General features: G+C 63.9%; 21 protein-coding genes and 1 pseudogene. 13 read left to right on the plus strand and 9 right to left on the minus strand.

The window, feature by feature from the left end; genetic code table 11:
• Positions 1–496: 496 nt before the first annotated feature.
• The 4 genes and pseudogenes from ureG to ureE form a co-directional block, all read right to left on the minus strand.
• Positions 497–1,156, minus strand: coding sequence for an urease accessory protein UreG (gene ureG, locus QYQ99_RS13845; RefSeq protein WP_302088705.1), 660 nt, complete (start codon positions 1,154–1,156; stop codon positions 497–499).
• Between the two features lie 32 nt (positions 1,157–1,188).
• Positions 1,189–1,521 (minus strand): antibiotic biosynthesis monooxygenase family protein, encoded by a 333-nt coding sequence (locus QYQ99_RS13850; protein ID WP_302088706.1) that lies wholly within the window; start codon positions 1,519–1,521, stop codon positions 1,189–1,191.
• A gap of 13 nt (positions 1,522–1,534) precedes the next feature.
• Entirely contained in the window at positions 1,535–2,251 is a 717-nt protein-coding gene (locus QYQ99_RS13855; RefSeq protein ID WP_302088707.1) for an urease accessory protein UreF, read from the minus strand.
• Positions 2,238–2,756 (minus strand): annotated as a pseudogene (gene ureE, locus QYQ99_RS13860) (urease accessory protein UreE); the annotation flags it as partial. The gene QYQ99_RS13855 and the pseudogene ureE, both read right to left, overlap by 14 nt.
• 92 nt (positions 2,757–2,848) lie before the next feature.
• Here ureE and QYQ99_RS13865 point away from each other — a divergent pair.
• A complete protein-coding gene (locus QYQ99_RS13865; protein WP_302088708.1) occupies positions 2,849–3,385 on the plus strand; it encodes a gamma-glutamylcyclotransferase family protein in 537 nt (178 codons plus the stop codon).
• On the opposite strand, the gene ureC is transcribed toward QYQ99_RS13865, so the two are convergent.
• The 5 genes from ureC to QYQ99_RS13890 form a co-directional block, all read right to left on the minus strand.
• A complete protein-coding gene (ureC, locus tag QYQ99_RS13870) occupies positions 3,370–5,112 on the minus strand; it encodes an urease subunit alpha (RefSeq protein WP_302088709.1) in 1,743 nt (580 codons plus the stop codon). The genes QYQ99_RS13865 and ureC overlap by 16 nt on opposite strands.
• Positions 5,113–5,135: 23 nt before the next feature.
• A complete protein-coding gene (locus QYQ99_RS13875) occupies positions 5,136–5,807 on the minus strand; it encodes a LysE family transporter (RefSeq protein WP_302088710.1) in 672 nt (223 codons plus the stop codon).
• A 6-nt stretch (positions 5,808–5,813) separates the two neighbouring features.
• Positions 5,814–6,137, minus strand: a complete 324-nt coding sequence (locus QYQ99_RS13880) for an urease subunit beta (RefSeq protein WP_302088711.1) — start codon at positions 6,135–6,137, stop codon at positions 5,814–5,816.
• A gap of 54 nt (positions 6,138–6,191) precedes the next feature.
• On the minus strand, positions 6,192–6,809 hold the full coding sequence (locus QYQ99_RS13885) for a HupE/UreJ family protein (RefSeq protein ID WP_302088712.1): 618 nt from the start codon (positions 6,807–6,809) through the stop codon (positions 6,192–6,194).
• Positions 6,810–6,873: 64 nt separating this feature from the next.
• Positions 6,874–7,176: an urease subunit gamma gene (locus tag QYQ99_RS13890; protein WP_003068240.1), complete on the minus strand. Its 303-nt coding sequence runs from the start codon at positions 7,174–7,176 to the stop codon at positions 6,874–6,876.
• A gap of 246 nt (positions 7,177–7,422) precedes the next feature.
• Between QYQ99_RS13890 and QYQ99_RS13895 the strand changes: the two genes are divergently transcribed.
• From QYQ99_RS13895 to QYQ99_RS13950, 12 genes are all read left to right on the plus strand, one after another.
• Positions 7,423–9,534: a TonB-dependent receptor gene (locus QYQ99_RS13895; protein WP_302088713.1), complete on the plus strand. Its 2,112-nt coding sequence runs from the start codon at positions 7,423–7,425 to the stop codon at positions 9,532–9,534.
• A gap of 15 nt (positions 9,535–9,549) precedes the next feature.
• Positions 9,550–10,281, plus strand: coding sequence for a DUF4198 domain-containing protein (locus QYQ99_RS13900; RefSeq protein WP_302088714.1), 732 nt, complete (start codon positions 9,550–9,552; stop codon positions 10,279–10,281).
• A 47-nt stretch (positions 10,282–10,328) separates the two neighbouring features.
• Positions 10,329–10,958 (plus strand): TetR family transcriptional regulator C-terminal domain-containing protein, encoded by a 630-nt coding sequence (locus tag QYQ99_RS13905; RefSeq protein ID WP_302088715.1) that lies wholly within the window; start codon positions 10,329–10,331, stop codon positions 10,956–10,958.
• A 119-nt stretch (positions 10,959–11,077) separates the two neighbouring features.
• The gene (locus QYQ99_RS13910; RefSeq protein ID WP_302088716.1) at positions 11,078–11,380 is read left to right on the plus strand and encodes a 2Fe-2S iron-sulfur cluster-binding protein; all 303 of its coding nucleotides are present in this window, start codon (positions 11,078–11,080) and stop codon (positions 11,378–11,380) included.
• A 9-nt stretch (positions 11,381–11,389) separates the two neighbouring features.
• The gene (locus QYQ99_RS13915; RefSeq protein ID WP_302088717.1) at positions 11,390–11,977 is read left to right on the plus strand and encodes an NAD(P)H-dependent oxidoreductase; all 588 of its coding nucleotides are present in this window, start codon (positions 11,390–11,392) and stop codon (positions 11,975–11,977) included.
• A 10-nt stretch (positions 11,978–11,987) separates the two neighbouring features.
• On the plus strand, positions 11,988–13,283 hold the full coding sequence (locus QYQ99_RS13920) for an amidohydrolase family protein (protein ID WP_302088718.1): 1,296 nt from the start codon (positions 11,988–11,990) through the stop codon (positions 13,281–13,283).
• A complete protein-coding gene (locus QYQ99_RS13925) occupies positions 13,280–13,741 on the plus strand; it encodes a RidA family protein (protein WP_302088719.1) in 462 nt (153 codons plus the stop codon). The genes QYQ99_RS13920 and QYQ99_RS13925 overlap by 4 nt, the downstream gene beginning before the upstream one ends.
• 28 nt (positions 13,742–13,769) lie before the next feature.
• The gene (locus QYQ99_RS13930; protein WP_302088720.1) at positions 13,770–14,627 is read left to right on the plus strand and encodes a creatininase family protein; all 858 of its coding nucleotides are present in this window, start codon (positions 13,770–13,772) and stop codon (positions 14,625–14,627) included.
• An 89-nt stretch (positions 14,628–14,716) separates the two neighbouring features.
• Entirely contained in the window at positions 14,717–15,664 is a 948-nt protein-coding gene (locus QYQ99_RS13935) for an ABC transporter substrate-binding protein (RefSeq protein ID WP_302093177.1), read from the plus strand.
• A gap of 34 nt (positions 15,665–15,698) precedes the next feature.
• On the plus strand, positions 15,699–16,511 hold the full coding sequence (locus QYQ99_RS13940) for an ABC transporter ATP-binding protein (RefSeq protein ID WP_302088721.1): 813 nt from the start codon (positions 15,699–15,701) through the stop codon (positions 16,509–16,511).
• On the plus strand, positions 16,508–17,413 hold the full coding sequence (locus tag QYQ99_RS13945; protein ID WP_302088722.1) for an ABC transporter permease: 906 nt from the start codon (positions 16,508–16,510) through the stop codon (positions 17,411–17,413). Before QYQ99_RS13940 ends, QYQ99_RS13945 begins: the two co-directional genes overlap by 4 nt.
• A 91-nt stretch (positions 17,414–17,504) precedes the next feature.
• A complete protein-coding gene (locus QYQ99_RS13950) occupies positions 17,505–18,893 on the plus strand; it encodes an FAD-binding oxidoreductase (protein WP_302088723.1) in 1,389 nt (462 codons plus the stop codon).
• The last annotated feature ends 99 nt before the right edge of the window (positions 18,894–18,992 follow it).

Below are 18,992 nucleotides of genomic sequence, written 5' to 3' on the forward strand. Positions count from 1 at the left end.
CTGCGGGAGTTGTGATCCCGCCACAAATATTGTCAACAGGCCATAGCGTAGCAGTCGGAGGGCAAATTCGGTGACGTACTGGTGAAAAGTACAGCATTCTGCGGCAATTTTGATGCAGGAATCTCGCAAACATTGATCTGCACAGGCCTTGCAACTGCGTGAGCGAGCACTTCAGGGCAGTGCACTGACGAGCCTGACGTTCTTTGCGCAGGATGGGCTTTGCAAAAATGGAGCTAGTGGTTTATACTTAGCGCCAAGGGTTAACCCTTAAGGTGAAACCCGCGAATGACAGTACATGAGATGCGTGCTGTCCATCGCTTGAAGTGCATCTCTTGATTTCATAGAAAGCTCATCATGCGCCAAGCTATCAACTCCCTGATCGAATTCATCCAAGAAGCTCGCGAGTTCCATCTGGATCTGGCCAACCAGTAATCACGCACTGGTTCGAGAAACAGCCGCCGCTCAAGGCGGCTTTTTTTCGTCCCGAAAGAGGTGATCAGGCTGTCAGCAGGCCTTGCTTCTCGATGAAGGCCACTACCTCGTCCAGACCTTCCAGTGTCTTGAGGTTGGTCATCACAAAAGGCTTGAGCCCCTTGGGCGTGGTGCGCTGCTTGATGGTGTCGCTGCGCATGATGTCCAGATTGGCGCCCACATGGGGGGCCAGGTCGGTCTTGTTGATGACGAAGAGATCGCTCTTGGTGATGCCGGGGCCTCCCTTGCGCGGAATCTTCTCGCCTGCCGCCACGTCGATCACGTAGATGGTCAGATCCGACAGCTCGGGACTGAAGGTGGCAGCCAGGTTGTCGCCGCCCGATTCGATGAAGACGATGTCGGCATCGGGAAAGTCCTTGAGCATGCGGTCAATGGCCTCCAGGTTGATGGAGGCGTCTTCGCGAATCGCCGTGTGCGGGCAGCCGCCGGTTTCCACACCCATGATGCGCTCGGCGGGCAGCGCGCCGCTGATGGTCAGCAGGCGCTGGTCCTCCTTGGTGTAGATGTCGTTGGTGATGGCGACCAGGTCCCATTTGCCGCGCATGGCCTTGCAGAGCATCTCCAGAATCGTGGTCTTGCCCGAGCCCACGGGCCCGCCTATGCCCACGCGCAGCGGTGGCAGCTTCTTGGTGCGGTTGGGGATATGGTGCAGTGCGGTCGACATGGTGAGTTCTTTCGGGAATGAGAGGGTTGCGATCAGCGGGCCTTGCCGTAGACACGCTCCACCTTGGCAATGCGCAGCTCGAAATGCTGGTACCAGGTGGTGTGGCCTTTTTCCTGGGCGATCTGGTGCTCGGCGTTGTGCTTCCATTGACGGATGGCTTCCTCGCTTTCCCAGTAAGACACGGTGATGCCGAAGCCCTGGGCATCGCGGGTGCTTTCAGCGCCCAGATAGCCTGCTTGCTGGCCGGCCAGCTCCACCATGCGCTCGGCCATCTCGCCATAGCCCTGGTCCGCCTGGGTGCGCAGGGAGGTGAAGATGGCGGCGTAGTACGGTGGCTGGGGTGTGGCGGCAAACAATGCAGACATGGCGGATGAAGGTTCAGCTACGGAAAAGTCGAGAATACTGGTGTTCATGCTGGGCCGAGAGAATGGCCAGCATGGGCGAAAAAGCCTGTCTTGCGCTGTCCGGCAATGCCAGTGCGTATTCGACGGCGGCGGGAATCTCGGAAGTCAGTCGAGCCAGAATGCGCTGGCCGGCGCTCTGGCCCAGGGGGACGGCCTTGATGGCGGCTTGAACCATGTTCTCTGCCCAGCCAAAGGCATAGGCCAGCAGTGCATCGCGCGGCGTGGCGCCGGTGCATTGCGCCGCAAACGAGAAGGCGATGGGGTAGCTGGCATCCTGCGCGGCCAGCCAGCGGATGGGGGCGAGCAGGGTTGTGTCATCGGCGTAGCGGTTTTTCAGCCACTCGGTCAGCGAGCGGCCCATCTGCTCGGTCTGCAGGCGCAACTCGCTGGTTTCGCGCGTGACTCTTACCCACTGGTTGAGGCTGGCAATGCGCGCCAGATCCGCGCTTTTCCAGGCCTGCATGGCCTGCGCAATCACGGCCATGTCCCCGCGCGACTGGGTCAGATGCAGCTGCTGCACCAGCCAGCCGGCGGCCTCTGTTTCCGTTGTCACCAGCGCTGCATTGATGGCCGCTTCTAGCCCTTCAGAATAGGAAAAACCGCCGATGGGCAGCGCCGGCGAGGCCAGCCACATCAGCTGCAGAAAGCTCTGCGCGCCAAGAGCCAGCAGTGGCTCAGTGGGCGTGGTCATGCGAGTGTCCATGGCCATGATGATGGTGGCTGTGGCCGTCATTGGTCACATGGCCGCCATAGGCGCCTCCTTCGGGTTCAAAGGGCAAATCGGTCTCGACGACCGTCATATGCATGCTGCGCAGCATATCGGCCAGCACATGGTCGGGTTCGATCTTCAAATGGTCGGGCTGCAGCTCGATCGGCACATGGCGGTTGCCCAGATGGTAGGCCGCGCGCATCAGGTCAAACGGCGTGCCATGCTCGGCGCAGGCAGTGATGTGCAGCACTTTTTGCGGTGCGGCCAGCACGCGGATCAGGCTGCCGTCTTCGGCCACCAGCACATCGCCGCCGCGCACGGCCTGGCCGCGCGGCAAAAAGACGGCCAGCTCGCGACCCTGGCTGTCGGTGGCGGCAAAGCGGCTTTTCTGACGCACATCCCAGTCCAGTTCCACGGACGCTGCGCGTTTGAGGATGACGGTGGAAAGGCCCTGGCCCTGGAGCAGCAGCTTGTTGGCAGTCAGCATGGTGAATTCACAATGAAATAAAAGGCCCGAACCCGGTTGGCGCGCATGTTGCATGTGCTGCGCATCTCAGTGATTTTGATGGTTCGAGCAAGATGACCACTATTTTGGAAACTTCGGCAGAAATGGCAGCCCCGACCTCTTTGCATGATGCGCCTGCTGACTGGCAGGGCTGTGGCGCAGCCTATGTGGCGGTGTATGGCACTTTGCGTGCCGGTGGCATCAACGATATTGCCAGGCTCCAGCCGGGCATCGCCTGTGTTGGCAGGACCCTGCTGACCGGCACTTTGCATGACCTGGGCTGGTACCCGGGCCTGAGGCTGCAAGGCTCGCAGACCGTGCTGGCCGAGGTCTACCCCATGGACGCAGCGCTGGAGCGGGCCATGGATCGCATCGAAGGCCTTTGGCCCGAAGACCTGGGCGAATACGCCAAGCGCATTCTGACCCTGCCCGTGATGCTGATCCAGGGCGCTCAGCAGTCCATCACGGTGCTGGTGTACGAGGCCTTGCCCGCCACCGTGAGCGCTGCGCCGCAGCTTGCCGTCAGCGACTGGCTGGCCTGGTTTGAGGGCAAGGGCGTGCAGCATCCGGATACGGAGTTTCAGCTCAACACCGCTCAGAACAGGAAGTAGCGCTGTGCCATGGGCAGGCTGACCGCGGGCTCGCAGGTCAGCAGATCGCCATTGGCGCGCACGGCATAGGTCTGGGCGTCCACCTCCATATGCGGCGCCAGATCGTTGTGGATCATGTGCTGCTTCTTCACCTTGCGTATGCCCTTGACCGCCGACAGGGTCTTGTGCAGCCCGAAGCGCTGGCCGATGCCGGCGGCAAGTCCTGCCTGGGAGACAAAGGTCAGAGAAGTTCTGGCAACCGCACCGCCAAAGCTTGCAAACATGGGGCGGTAATGCACGGGCTGAGGCGTGGGAATGGAGGCGTTCGGATCGCCCATGGCCGCCATGGCGATGCTGCCGCCCTTGAGGATGCAAAAAGGCTTGACGCCAAAGAAGGCGGGCTTCCAGATCACGATATCGGCCCACTTGCCCACCTCGATGCTGCCCACCTCGTGGCTGATGCCATGGGCAATCGCGGGATTGATGGTGTATTTTGCGATATAGCGCTTGATGCGGAAGTTGTCGTTGCGCGCGCCGTCGCCGCTCAGGGGGCCGCGCTGCAGCTTCATCTTGTGCGCGGTCTGCCAGGTGCGCAGAATGACTTCGCCCACGCGGCCCATGGCCTGGCTGTCGGAGCTGAACATGCTGATGGCACCGATGTCGTGCAGGATGTCCTCGGCCGCAATCGTTTCCTTGCGAATGCGGCTTTCGGCAAAGGCCAGGTCTTCGGCAATGCCCGCGTCCAGGTGGTGGCAGACCATGAGCATGTCCACATGCTCGTCCAGCGTGTTGATGGTGTAGGGGCGGGTGGGGTTGGTGGAGCTGGGCAGCACATTGGCCTCGCCCACCACTTTCAGAATGTCGGGCGCGTGGCCGCCACCCGCACCTTCGGTGTGGAAGGTGTGAATGGTGCGGCCCTTGAAGGCGGCCACGGTGTCCTCCACAAAGCCGGACTCGTTGAGCGTGTCGGTGTGGATGGCGACCTGGGTGTCGGTGTCTTCGGCCACATCCAGGCAGTTGCTGATGGCGGCCGGCGTGCTGCCCCAGTCCTCGTGAAGCTTGAGGCCGATGGCGCCGGCACTGATCTGCTCGTGCAGGCCGCCAGGCAGGCTGGCATTGCCCTTGCCCAGAAAACCCAGATTCATGGGGAAAGCGTCGGCGGCCTGCAGCATGCGCTCCATATGCCAGGGGCCTGGCGTGCAGGTGGTGGCGAAGGTGCCGGTGGCCGGGCCGGTGCCGCCGCCGATCATGGTGGTCACGCCGCTGGTCAGTGCTTCCTCGATCTGCTGCGGGGCAATGAAATGGATATGGGTGTCGATACCGCCTGCGGTGACGATATGGCCTTCGCAGGAGATGATTTCCGTGCCCGGGCCGATGATGATGTTCACACCCGGCTGGGTGTCCGGGTTGCCGGCCTTGCCTATGGCCGCGATGCGGCCGTCCCTGAGGCCGATGTCGGCCTTGACGATGCCCCAGTGGTCCAGGATCAGTGCGTTGGTCAGCACGGTATCGACCGCGCCACCTCCGTCAGGCCCTGTCCCCGTCCCGTCGCGCGTGCGCTGGCTTTGTGCCATGCCGTCGCGGATGGTCTTGCCGCCGCCGAACTTCACTTCCTCCCCATAGCCGCCGGCGGCCAGGGTGTAGTCTTTTTCGACCTCGACGATGAGTTCGGTATCGGCCAGGCGCAGGCGGTCGCCCACGGTGGGGCCAAAGGTTTCTGCGTAGGCTCGTCGGTCCATGGTGGCCATTGAGGAATCTCCGATTCAGGTATTCAGCGCAGGGACTGCTGCTGGGCTGCCGGTGGCAGGGCTGCGGGGCTTGTGACGAGCAGGTCGCGCAAGGTGCCCAGCGCCAGGGCCAGCAACAGTGCGGCGCAGCAGCGGTAGGTAAAACGGCTCCAGTGCGCAGCAGCGCGGCGGAAAAGCCGGTCCACCAAGGCTGCGCAGACAAAGCACCAGAGCAGGGATGAAGTCATGAATCCCGCGAAGAACAGCCCGTAATCGCCAGCGCTGGGCTGGGTCACTCCCACCGCCCCGAGGGCGCTGCCCATGGCGGCCCAGTAAGCAAGGTTCTGCGGGTTGCTCAGCGACAGGGCCATGCCGCGGCGCAGGGCCTGCTTCTGCGTGGCGGCGGCGGCGGTTGAGGCATCGAGCCGGTGTTCGGTGCGCGCTGCCTGCCAGCTGTCCCAGGACAGCCAGAGCAGGTAGGCGGCGCCCGCCAGGCCAACCGGCCAGCGCAAGGCGTCGATCTGCATGACCAGACCAATGCCGGCCAGGCCCAGCAAGGCCCAGCTCGCGTCGCCCACCAGGGAGCCCAGCTGTACCGCCAGCGCGGGGCGATAGCCGCCGCGCACACCTTGGCGCACGGTCTCTGCAAACACCGCGCCGGGCGCAGCATTGAACACCAGGCCCAGCACGAAAGCAGAAGCAAACAGCATCAGCATGACCGGTCAGTCCCTGGCAACTGCGGGCAATGGACCCTGGAGCAGACCGCGAAAACCATAGATCTGGCGGTCGCCGCCGATCTCGACCAGCTCCACCGTACGCTGCTGGCCCGGCTCGAAGCGCACGGCCATGCCGCTGGCAATATTCAGGCGCATGCCGTGGGCGGCGGCGCGGTCGAAATCCAGGCCGGCATTGGTTTCGGCGAAGTGGTAGTGCGAGCCGACCTGAATCGGCCGGTCGCTGGCATTTTTCACCACCAGCGTGAGCGTGCGGCGGCCGGGGTTGAGTGCATGGCTGCCCTCGTCAAGAATCAGTTCACCGGGGATCATCTATCGTCTCCTTGCGCTAGAGCCCTGTGCTGGGCCGTGCCGGGGTGTTGCATATCACGCCAGTTTCGTCAGCATGAAAGCGCCGAGCGCGGCGGTGGCAGCTCCGCCGAGCCTGGCAGTCCATTGGTGGCGCTGCATGACGGCATGACCGAGCACCATGCCGGCGATATGCAGTGAGGCCGAGCCCAGCGCAATGCCCACCAGCGCGCCGACGGCAGCCAGGCCGCTGTCTCCGGCCAGCTCAAAGCCGTGCGCTGCGCCGTGGAAGAAGGCAAACACCGCAGCCAGTGCGGCGGCAGCGGCCCAGGGCATTTTTTGCTGGACCAGCACCAGCAGGCCCAGCACCAGCACGGATGCGGCAATCATGGGCTCCACGCCCGGCACCCACAGGCCGGCAAAGCCGGCCACGGCGCCCGCCACCAGCAGGGCCACAAAGGCCGCTGGTGCACGCCAGGCCGTGCGCAACTCGGGCAGGGTCAGCGCGCTCCAGGCGCCTACGGCCAGCATGGCGGCCAGATGGTCTGCTCCGGTAAACGGGTGGGCAAAGGCATGAACCAGGCTGTCGAGAAAGTGGTGATGGCCGCCTGCATCGGTGCCCATATGAGCGAGGGCGGACAGGGGCAGTGCAGTCGCTGCAGCGGTTGTGGTGGCAAGGAGCTTATTGAATTTCATAGCTGTCTGCGCTTGATGGATAAGGGTTTGATGGCTGAAAGGCTTGAAGTCTCTGGATGCCGCTTCAGGCGATGGGCTCATGCACGGTGACCAGCTTGGTGCCATCGGGGAAGGTGGCCTCGATCTGGATGTCGGGAATCATCTCGGGGATGCCCTCCATCACATCGGCGCGGGTCAACACGCTACGGCCTTCGCTCATGAGCTGGGCCACGGTCCTGCCATCGCGCGCGCCCTCCATCACAAAGGCGCTGATCAACGCCACGGCCTCGGGGTAGTTGAGCTTGAGGCCGCGGGCCATGCGCCGCTCGGCCAGCAGGGCCGCGGTGAAGATCAGCAGCTTGTCTTTTTCGCGCGGTGTCAGTTCCATCTTCTTCCATCCCTCAGTCGGCGCGCGCATCCGGCAGGGCTGAATGAACGCGATGAGTCAGTGTCATGCCCCTTTATGTAGCAAGTGCCATGCCAAAGGCAAGCCTTTGTTGCCAGCCAGCAGGCAAGCCGCTGCAGATGTTCTGCACCTTGTTGGTGCCTTCGGCATGCGGTTGTGCACCACGGTGTATCGAAGAGGCAGCGATGGTGCTTTGTGGTGCATTGTCGAGCCGTAGCGGTGCATTGCATGGCACGAACTTTGCTGTTCTGGTGCATGTACAAAAGACCATTCAATAGGGGAGGCGCTCAGTGCCTGGGTACCACGGCAAGGCTCGGAGTGCTGGCCTTGGGCGGTACGCTGTGGATGGCTTCAGCCGTGCAAGCGCAAACAGCCAAGGACGGCGACAAGGTATTGCCCGAGGTGAGGGTGAATGCCCAGGTCAAAGGCCAGGCGCTGGACGATGCGCAACGCGCGTTTTCCGTCACCGAGTTCAGGCGCGACGAGATTCGCGAGCAGCCCAGGCAGGAAGTGGAGTCGCTGTGGAATCTGGTGCCTGGAATGCATGTCAATCACTACCAGCTCAGCGGTGTGGCCAATGCGCTGGTGTTGCGCGGCTTTGGCGGCGGAGGCCATGGCGGCGATGTGGCAGCCACACTGGACGGCATCCCGCTCAACGAAGCCATGTCGCATGCCGATGGCTATTTCGATCTCAATGTGGTGGTGCCGCTGGAGCTGGATCAGCTCAATGTCTATCGCGGTCCCGTGTCGGTGCTGCAGGGCAATTACAACCGCGCCGGACTGCTGGAGCTGCGCACGCGGCGCAGCGGCAGCTATACGGAGCTGGATGTCAGCGCGGGGTCGCGCGGCATGTTCGATGCCCAGGCCGCTCTCGGGCGCGGGCTGGAGGGGGGCGATCAGCTCAATCTGGCGGCCCAGCATTCGCGCGGTGACGGGGCGCGGCCTGTCTCTCGTTATGAGCGCAGCGCCATCAGCGGCACCTGGAAGCACCAGGTGCACGAAAAACTCGATATCTCGCTGTCGGGCCGCTGGCACGAGGCGCGTGGCGACTCGCCCGGCTATCTGAGCGAAGCGCAATGGCGAGAGAACCCTCAGGGCAAGGACAGCCGTGTGGTGGGCGATGGTGCCGACAAGCACTTTGGCACGCTGCGTCTGGATGCGCAGTACGCACTGGATGCAGAGACCCGGCTGCTGGGCTTTGTCTACGGCACGCAGCAGGATTTTGTGCGCTGGTTCACCCGCCCGCGCAGCGCCACCTGGATGCAGCGCGAGGAGCGCTACGACCGCAGCGTGCTGGGAGCAGGGCTGAATCTCAGCGGCAAGTCCCTTCTTGCGGCGCGCGAGCTGAACTGGATGCTGGGTCTGGAGCAGGTGCGTGAGTCCACCGACTATGGCTACTGGGATGGATTGCTCGATCGCCGGCGCACCGGCCCTGCATTGAATGATCGCAATACGCGGCTCGACAACACGGCGCTCTACGGCCAGGCTGGCTGGCAGCCAACGGCCTGGTTGCAGACCACGGCGGCCTTGCGCTGGGACCACTTTGACGGCCGCTGCCGCCTGCTGGGGGCAGAGGCCGGTGGCGATGAATGCAATCGCATGCAGGGCCGCAGCCATGCCAGCCCCAAGCTGGGGGCACTGGCGCAGCTCGATGCACTGACAGCCGTGCGGGCCAGCTGGTCGCAAGGCTTTGCGCTGCCCAGCGACTTTGCCAAATACGCGCTGCGCAACAGCGATCTGCATGCCAATATCTTTCGCCAGAGCGAGCTGGGCGTGGAGTGGAAGCCATCGGCCCAGTGGCTGATCGATGCCTCGCTCTACCGCATCGGCTCCAGCCATGAAATACGCAACACGGCCCCCGGCGAGTATGAAAACCTGGGAGCGACCGTGCGCAAGGGCGCCGAGCTGCAGCTGCACTGGCTGCCCAGCCGCCACTGGCATGTGGAATGGGCCTATGGCCGCAATCGCTCCGAAGTCACGCAGAACGCGAACACCGCACTGCTTGGTAGGCGTGTGGTGGCCGTGCCCGAGTACACCAGCACCCTGCATGCGCGCTGGATGCCGCGCAGCGATGTCACCGTGCATGGATTGCTGCGCCATGTGGGGCGCGCGCCCATCAACAACGGCAATACCGAATGGGCAGGCAGCTATCGCTGGCTGGACCTGGGCCTGCAGTACCGCCTGCCCGCCAACATTGCGCGCAACGCCCGCCTGAGCCTGTGGCTGCGCAATGCCGCCAACACCCGCTATGCCAGTACCACCACCATGATTGCCGGCCAGCGTCTGGTCGCGCCCGGCGCGCCGCGCAGCGTGCAGCTGGGCCTGCAGTTTTCCTTATGATTTTTCGGAGCCTCCATGTCTGTTTGCAGCACACGTCACAACATCATCGCGCGCATTCTGTGCACCACGGCCGCCGCCTGGCTGCTATGCGCCCAACCGGTCTCTGCCCATAACGTCTGGCTGGAGCCCGATGCCCAGGGCGGCTATGTCATGCAGTTTGGCGGTCATGAAGGCAGGACCGAAGTCTTTGACCCGGCCAAGCTGCAGCGCGTGCATGCCTATGACCTGCGCGGCCGCGAGGTGTCCAGCGATGTAAAGAATGTGCAGGGCGGTATCCGTGTCAAGCCCGATGCCAAGGCTGCGCTGATAGCCGTGGAGCTGGACAACGGCTATTTCAGCAGTGCCAGACCCGAGGGCGAGATGCTGCCTTTGCCCATGGACAAGAACCCCGGTGCGGTGCGCGGCGTGCATGCGCGCAAGTTCCACAAGACCGTGGTGCAGTGGGGCGCCGTCACGCAAAAGCCGCTGGGCCAGATGTTCGAGGTGGTGCCGCTGCAGGGGCAGTCTCCCCATGCCGGTCAGCCGCTCAAGCTGCTGGTGTTGCTGCATGGCAAGCCGCAGCCCGGCGTCAGGCTGTCCTGGGGAGAGAGAGGCTCTCCCACGATGACGGACGCTCAAGGGCAGGCGAGCATGACGCCTGCTGTCGGCAGCAATACGCTGCAGGCCATATTGCGTCAGCCGGTGCAGGGCGATCCCATGACAACAGAGAACAGCTACGAGTATCTGCTGCGCTTTGCCGTGCATTGATGAAGCTGCATTCCGCCAGTTCAAGATCCGTTTCACAGCCTGCTGCCATGACCGATTCCACGCCTGTTGTCCGCCGCACCCGAGAGCAGATTCTGCAAGCCATCCGCGAGGCGGCGATTGCGGAGTTCAGCAGCCATGGCTTCAAGGGGGCATCCACCCAGGCGATCGCGGAAAGAGCGGGTCTGACCAAGCCCCAGCTGCATTACTACATCGAGAGCAAACAGGCCTTGTATGACGAGCTGCTCTATGCCTTGCTGGAGGCCTGGTCGGCGGCATTTGCGTTCGATCCGGCACTCGACGATCCGGCGCAGATCATCGGCAACTATGTGCGGCGCAAGCTGGACTATGCGCTGGACAATCCGGCCCTGTCACGCATCTTCACCAACGAGGTGCTGGGTGGCGGCTTGCGTCTGAACCAATACTGGCCTGTCGCGCTGAGTTCCACGGCGCAGAAGGTGGATCTGATCAACGCCTGGATCGCGCAGGGCCGCATACGCAGCCTCGATGCGCGCGTGCTGCTGATGCAGATCTGGGGCATGACCCAGCACTATGCGGACTATGCAGTGCAGGCCAGGGTCATGCTGGAGTGCGCCGACGACCAGCCGCTGGATCGCGAGCATATCGCCCGGGAGCTCACCACTTCCGTGCTGCTGAGCTGCGGTCTGGCACCAATTTGAAGACGGTCTGCGCAAGCCTGGTGCAGATGGCAGGGGCGGCAGGCCGGTAGCTCTCTCTGGCGTGTTTTGGCACACCGTTTGCTTAGATTTGACCAGTCGATCAAATCGGATGGTCAATCATGCCAAACACTGCCCCGGATACTCTGGAAACGCCCGTAGAACAAGGCTTTGAGCTGGTATTGCTGCGTCAGGGATTGCGCTTGCCGGTGGAGCCTGCAGAGCGCATCACCGATGTGCTGCAACTGGCCGGTGTGGCCATAGAGACGGTGTGTGAGCAAGGCATTTGCGGCACTTGCGTCACGCGCTGGACGGCTGGCGATCCAGAACACCATGACCGCTGCCTGACCGCCGAGGAGCGCAGCACGCATGTGGCTTTGTGCTGCGCACGCAATCGCGGCGCGACGCTGACCCTGGATCTTTGAAGGGCTGTCATGCGAGTGCTTGTGATCTTCTCCCATCCTGTGGAAACCAGCTATCAGGCCGCATTGCATGCCGAGGTGGTGCAGCAGTTGCGCGGCGCCGGGCATGAGGTCGATGACTGCGACCTGTACGCGGAAGGATTCAATCCCGTGATGTCCCGCGAGGAACGCCTGGGCTATCACGAGGTGCCGCACAACCGGCTACCGGTGCAGCGCTATGTGGACCGTCTGCTGTGGGCCGAGGCCGTGGTCTTTTGCTTCCCGACCTGGTGCTTTGGCCTGCCGGCCATGCTCAAGGGGTTCTTCGACCGCGTGCTGATGCCCGGGGTGGCCTTCGACATCAGCGATCCGCAGAACGTCAAACCGGCGCTGACCCATCTCAAGCGCATTGCGGCGGTGGTGACTTACGGGCGTCCGCGCTGGACCGCGCTTTTCATGGGCGACCCACCGCGCAAATGCATCACGCGCTATCTGCGCATCCTCACGGGCGGCAAGGCGCGTATCGACTATCACGCCTGCTACCACATGAACGTGGCCACGCCATCTCGGCTGCAGTCCTTCAAGGCCCATGTCGGCCGGGCCATGCGCCGCTTTGCCTAGGAGAGCCTCCATGTCCTCACATCTGACACTCTGCAATGCACGGCTGCCGCGCTGGTTGCTCGCGGCCCTGGGACAGCGCAGCGAGATGCTGCTGTCGCGCCTGGAGATCGCCAACGGGCGCATTGCGGCCATCGGGGCAGAAACTCCAGGCCTGCCGCGCAGCTTCGGCTCCCAGGTCTGGGATCTGCAAGGAGCGCTGGTGCTGCCGACCATGGTGGATGCGCATCTGCATCTGGACAAGGCGTTCACACTGGAGCGCATGGGAGCGGTGAAGCCGGGCCTGCTGGCCGCGATAGAGGCCATGATGGTGGACAAGCAGAACTGGACGGCGGCCGATGTGCGCCGCCGTGCGGGCCAGGGCCTGCAATGGGCCTATGAAGCCGGTGTTTCGCATGCACGCAGTCATTGCGACTGGTGGGAGCCGGACTCGGTGCCCGTGGCCTGGGAAGTGCTGCGCGAGCTGGCGCAGGAATGGGCCGGGCGCGTGCTGCTCGAGCGCGTCAGCCTGATTCCCCTGCATCTGTATGAGGAACGCGGCATGGCGATGCGCCTGGCCAAGCAGGTGGCGCTCAGTGGCGCGGGAGCCTTGCTCGGCGGCTTTGTCCATTCCACCAACTGGAGTCCGCAGGCCTTGCGCAATCTGCTTGAGGCCGCGCAGCAGCACGGCCTGGACGTGGACCTGCATGTGGATGAGGAGCTCAACCCCGCAGCCCAGGGACTGGCCACCACGGCCGCGCTGCTCAAGGAGCTGCGCTTCGAAGCACGTGTGGTCTGCGGCCATACCTGCGCGCTGGCGGCGCAACCGCTGGAGCAGGCGCTGCGCACGCTGGATGCCGTGGCCAGCACTCCCATCACCATGGTCAGCCTGCCGGTGACGAACCTGCTGCTGCAGGACGCGCAAACCGGTATCACGCCGCGCCAGCGAGGCCTGACGCTGCTCAAGGAGGCCAGGGCGCGCGGCATACCGCTGATGATCTCCAGCGACAACGTGCAGGACCCTTTCTGTCCGCTGGGCAGTTTCGATCCGCTGGAGGCGCTGACCACCGGCGTGGCGGCAGCGCAGCTGACTTCGGCCTTTGACGAGTGGAGCGACAGCGTCTGTCGCCGCGACTGGCTGGGTCATGGTGTCGGCCGCCTGCCGCTGCAGCCTGGCGCGACAGCCGATCTGGTGATCCTTCCTCAGTCCAGCGTCAGCGGCTTTCCATCCCGCAGCCAGCGCCGCGTGGTGATGCGCGAGGGGCGCGTCAGCAACGGCGAGCCGCTGGCTGCCTGGTTCAGCCCCTGCATTGAACGGAGCGTTGCATGAGCACAGATACCACAGGCATTGCCCAGCCCCTGGCTCGTTATGCGCCCTGGCGGCGGGCGGGCGATCTGGTGTTCCTGTCGGGCGTGATCGCCGTGGACCCGGGCGCCAATCGCATCGTGCGCGGCTATGCCGACATTCCTGCTGAAGCGGCAGCGCTGATCGGGCGTACCGGTGAGTTCAGCACCGACATCAAGGAGGGCCCCATCCTGGCGCAGAGCTGGTGGGTGCTGGACCGCATCCGCCAGACGGTGGAGGCCGCCGGCGGCCAGATGTCGGATGTCTTCAAGCTGGTGCAGTACTTCCGCAATCTGGACCAGTTCCCGCAGTACAGCCGTGTGCGCAAGCTGTTTTTTCCCGGCGAATCACCGGCTTCCACGGTGGTCGAGGTGGCGGGCATGCTGCCCACGCCGGACATTCTGATCGAGGTGGAGGCCACGGCCTATCTGCCCTTGCGTTGACCCATTCACCACTCACCCCGGAGAACCCATGCTGCACGGATACACCCCTGCCGAGCGCTTTCTGCCCTATCTGAGCTGGACCGAGGTTGCGGCCCTGCCGGACAAGGCCAATACCGTGATCGTGCTGCCTGTGGGCGCCATGGAGCAGCATGGTCCGCATCTGCCCTGCTCCGTGGACGCAACGATTGCGGCGGGCGTGGTCGGCGCCGCCATGGCGCAGCTGCCCGCCGCCGTGCCTGCATTCGCCATGGCCCCCATCGTCTATGGCAAGTCGGAGGAGCATCTGCACTTTCCCGGCACGGTGACCTTGAGCGGCGAAACCCTGCTGGCCACGATCAATGAAATCGGCGAGTCGGTGTATCGCGCAGGCTTTCGCAAGCTGCTGTTCGTCAACGGCCACGGCGGCCAGCCCCAGGTGCTGGAGATCGCGGCGCGCGAGCTGCGCCTGCGCCATGGCGACTTCATCGTGGTGCCGAGCTTTACCTGGCGCGTGCCGCATGTCGCGGGCCAATATCTGTCGAACCTGGAGAAAAAGCTGGCCATGCATGCAGGCCATGCCGAGACCGCGCTGATGCTGGCGCTGGCGCCGCAGACGGTGCACATGGAGCGGGCCGTCATCAACTACCCGCCCGTGTTCCCCTCCAGCCTGCTGTCGCCCGATGGCCGTCCCGCCTGCGCCTGGACCGCACGGGACTTCGGACCCAGCGGCGTGATCGGTGATCCGACACCCGCCACCGCCGAACAGGGGCAGGAGATCCTGCAATCCCTGGCCCGGAGCTGGGCCGCCGCCATTGCCGAGCTGCACGAGCTGCAATGGGCCAGCCGCGACGAAGCCACCTGGGGTCGAGCCCAGCATCAGGGGCATGTGGAGCCTGCCCTGGCCTGATGCCCTCTCTCGCCTTGCCTGTTTCAAACCTTCGGAGATCCGCCACGATGAAGACTGCCAAACTCCTCAAACCCCTGACCTGCGCGGCCATGCTGGCCTGTGGTCTGAGCGGCCTCGGCCACGCCGAGGAAAAATTCGTCTACATGACCAACTGGTATGCCCAGGCCGAGCATGGTGGCTTCTACCAGGCCGTGGCCACAGGGCTGTACAAAAAGCATGGTCTGGAAGTCAGCATCAAGATGGGCGGCCCCCAGGTCAATATCACGCAGATGATGGCTGCCGGTCAGGCCGACTGTGTCATGGGCTCCAGCGATCTGCAGATGGTGCAGATGCGCGAGGGCGGCGTTCCCGTGACCACGGTGGCCGCGGTGTTCCAGAAGGATCCACAGGTGCTGATCGCCCATGAGGACGTGAAGCGGTTCGAGGACCTCAAGGGCAAGACCATTTTGATCGCCGCCTCCGCGCAGCGCGGCTACTGGCCCTGGCTCAAGGCCAAATATGGTTTCACCGACTCCCAGACCCGGCCCTACACCTTCAATATCCAGCCGTTTCTGGTGGACAAGAATTCGGCCCAGCAAGGCTATCTGACGTCCGAGCCCTTTGCGATTCAGAAGGCTGGCGTCAAGGCGAACACGCTGATGTTCAGCGATCAGGGCTTCCCGGCCTATGCCACGACCATCTCCTGCATGGACAAGACGGTCAAGGAGCGCAGCAAGGCGGTGCAGGCCTTTGTCACCGCCTCCATGGAAGGCTGGAAGAGCTATCTGGCCGATCCCGCGCCGGCCAATGCCCTGATCAAGAAAGACAACCCCAACATGACCGACGAACAGCTGGCCTACAGCGTGGGCAAGCTCAAGGAAATGAATATGGTCGCCGGCGGCGATGCCGCCAGGCTGGGCATCGGCGTGATGACCGATGCGCGGGTCAAGGCCAGCTATGACTTCCTGGTCAGCGCCAAGCTGATCGATCCGGCCAAGGTCAGGCAGGCCGATGCCTACAACCTGAGCCTGATTCAAAACATCAAGGTCCTGCCCTGATGGCATGGGCTGGCAGCGACAGCGAAAGGTGACTATGAGCGGCTCTGAAATTCCCGCAGCAGCAATTCCCGCAGTGGAGGTGTTGTCTGCAGAGAAAACCTATCCCGGCGGCACGCAGGCGTTGCTGCCCGTCAATCTACGCATCGAAGAGGGTGAGTTCGTGACCTTGCTCGGCCCTTCGGGCTGCGGCAAGAGCACCTTGCTCAAGATGGTGGCGGGTCTGCTGGAGCCCAGCGACGGCAGATTGCTGCTGTGGCGAAAGCCGGTGCCGCAGCTGCATGCCGGCGGCAAGAAGATGGCGTTTGTCTTTCAGCAGCCCACGCTCATGCCCTGGTCCAGCGTGCATGCCAATGTGCGGCTGCCGCTGGATCTGGCTGGCGTGCCGCGCGCCGAGGCCGATGCGCGCGTCGCGGAGGCACTGCAACTGGTGGGCCTGGCACGCTTTGCCAAAGCCCTGCCGCGCGAATTGTCCGGGGGCATGCAGATGCGGGTCTCGATTGCCCGCGGCCTGGTCACCGAGCCCGATCTGCTGCTGATGGACGAGCCCTTCGGCGCGCTCGACGAGATCACGCGTCACAAGCTGGACGCGGAGTTGCTGGAGCTTTGGAGCAAGAAGAAGCTGACGGTGATCTTTGTCACCCACTCCCTCCACGAGGCCGTCTTTCTGTCCAGCCGGGTGGTGATGATGGCGGCCAGGCCGGGGCGTGTGGTGGAGGAGTTTCGCATCGATGCCCCCTATCCGCGGCCTGCCGACTTCATGCTCGGCCCCGAGTTCGCCCGCCATGCCCAGCAGTTGCAATCGAGCCTGCTGCGCGCCAGTGCCATGGTGGAGGAGAGTCTGTCATGAGCGCCTTGCCCGCTTCCATTCCCGATGATGCGGCCAGGGCCGCCGACAACAGGTCGGCCGCGACCGGCGCGCGTGTAGTGGCTACCGTCAAGTCCGCCAAGGCGGCCACCCCCTGGCTGCTGCAGCCCAAGGTGCAGCGCGTACTTTTGCCGGCGCTGGTGGGCCTTGTGCTGCTGCTGCTCTGGCAGGCCCTGGTGAGCGGGCTGGAGTTGCCGCCTTATCTGGTGCCTTCGCCGCTGCTGATGCTGCAGACCTTAATGACGGACTGGGCTGCACTCGGCCTGTCCCTGTGGGTCACCGTCAAGATCACCTTGCTGGCCTTTGCGCTGGCCACCGTGGCTGGCGTGCTGATCAGCTTTGTATTCGTGCAGAGCAAGCTGATCGAGATGGCCTTGTTTCCCTATGCCGTGCTGCTGCAGGTGACGCCTATCGTGGCCGTGGCTCCGCTGATCATCATCTGGGTCAAGGACCCGGTGCTGTCCATGGTGATCTGTGCAGCGCTGGTGGCGCTGTTTCCCATCATCAGCAACACCACGCTGGGCCTGCGCAGTGTGGAGCCGGATCTGCTGGCCTACTTCAAGCTCAACCGGGCCACGCGGCTGCAGGTGCTGATGCGCTTGCGCATTCCCAGTGCCTTGCCCTATTTCTTCGGGGGGCTGCGCATCTCCAGCGGCCTGGCACTGATAGGTGCCGTGGTGGCCGAGTTCGTGGCCGGTACCGGCGGGCAGGGGGCGGGTCTTGCCTACCAGATCCTGCAAGCGGGTTTTCAGCTCAACATCCCGCGCATGTTCGCTGCGCTGCTGCTGATTTCGCTGACCGGCGTGGCGCTGTTCGTGCTCATGGCCTGGTGTACACGCCGGGCGCTGGGCGGCTGGCATGCCAGCGAATCCGGTAGCGACTAGCGCTTCACCCCTTTGCTCATTTCTGCTCCCGTCATGCCCGCACTGCGCGGCATATGGGCCGACTCATGCCTTGCATTTTTGCGCCACGACCATGAACACCAATCCGATTGCCGAGAACAGCAGCCAGCTGGCCAGCGCCTTGCCTGCGCTGGACTGGATCACCGACTCCCTGAAAGTGTCGCGCCTGTCCCAGGATTTTTCCTGGTTCAGCCCGGTTCTGAAGCAGGCCCTGCAGGGCAAGCGCGGCGACATTGCGGTGCGTCCGCGCACCGAGGCCGAGATTGCCCAGATCGTGGCCCATTGCGCGCGCCGGGGCGTGCCCATCACGCTGCGCGGCAGCGGCACCGGCAATTACGGCCAGAGCACGCCGCTTCATGGCGGCGTGATCCTGGATCTGAGCGGCTATAACAGCCTGTGCTGGGTACGCGGCAGCGTGGGCCGGGCACAGGCCGGCATACGCCTGGCGGACTTCGACCAGCGCGCGCGCGAGCAGGGGCAGGAGTTGCGCTGGCTGCCGTCCACCTACCGCAGCGCCACCCTGGGCGGCCTGTTTGGCGGTGGTTTCGGCGGCGCGGGCTCCATCACCTACGGGCCGCTCGCCTCTGCGGGCAATGTGCTGGCTGCGCGCGTGATGACGGTGGAGGCCGAGCCGCGCATTCTGGAGCTGCGCGGTGCCGACGCCATGCGTCTGCACCATACCTATGGCACGACCGGCATCGTGCTCGAGCTCGAAGTGGCGCTGGCAGATGCCACGAACTGGACGGAATGCATTGCCACGTTCACGGGTTTTGACCAGGCGCTGGGCTTTGCGCAGCAACTGGGCAATGCACCGGGCATCCGTAAAAAGGAACTGAGCCTGATGGCGGCTCCGGTGCCGGCCTATTTCACCAGTCTGGCCGAGCATCTGCCCCCGGGCTGCCACGCGGTCATTGCGCTGGTGGCACCCGAAGCCGAGGAGGCCATGCAGCTATTGCTGGAGCGCAGCGGCGGCACACTCAGCTACTGCGAGCGCGGGCGCTGGTCTGAGCAGCCGGCTGCGGGCTACAAATCGCTGATCGAGTATTGCTGGAACCATACGACCCTGCATGCGCTGAAGCTGGACCGGGAGCTGACCTATCTGCAGACCGGCTACAACCCCGCCAGGTTTGGCGAGCAGCTCAAGGCCTTGCGCAGCGAGCTCGGTGACGAGGTCCTGTTCCATCTGGAGTTTCTGCGCACCAAGGAGGGACAGTTCAACTGCAGCGGGCTGGAGCTGGTGCGCTTCAGCTCGGCCGAGCGGCTCAACGCGATCATGGATATCTATCGCAAGCATGGCGTGCAGATCAACAATCCGCATGTCTATGTGGTGGAAGACGGCAAGGCCAACAACCAGCTCGATCCCGTGCTGTTGCAGACCAAGGCCGATCTCGATCCCCTGAATCTGCTCAATCCCGGAAAGCTTCGCAGCGCAGCGCTGCCGGCCTGCATTCAGGCCGACTGAGGCGGACATGCACTTCAATAGTGCCTGCGGCCCGGTGCGGTCTGTATCTGGTGCATGCGGCACTGCAATGGTGCTCGCAGGCGGCCGGCGCTGAGCGCA

It is taken from the genome of Comamonas testosteroni (assembly GCF_030505195.1).
Taxonomy (GTDB): domain Bacteria; phylum Pseudomonadota; class Gammaproteobacteria; order Burkholderiales; family Burkholderiaceae_C; genus Comamonas; species Comamonas testosteroni_G.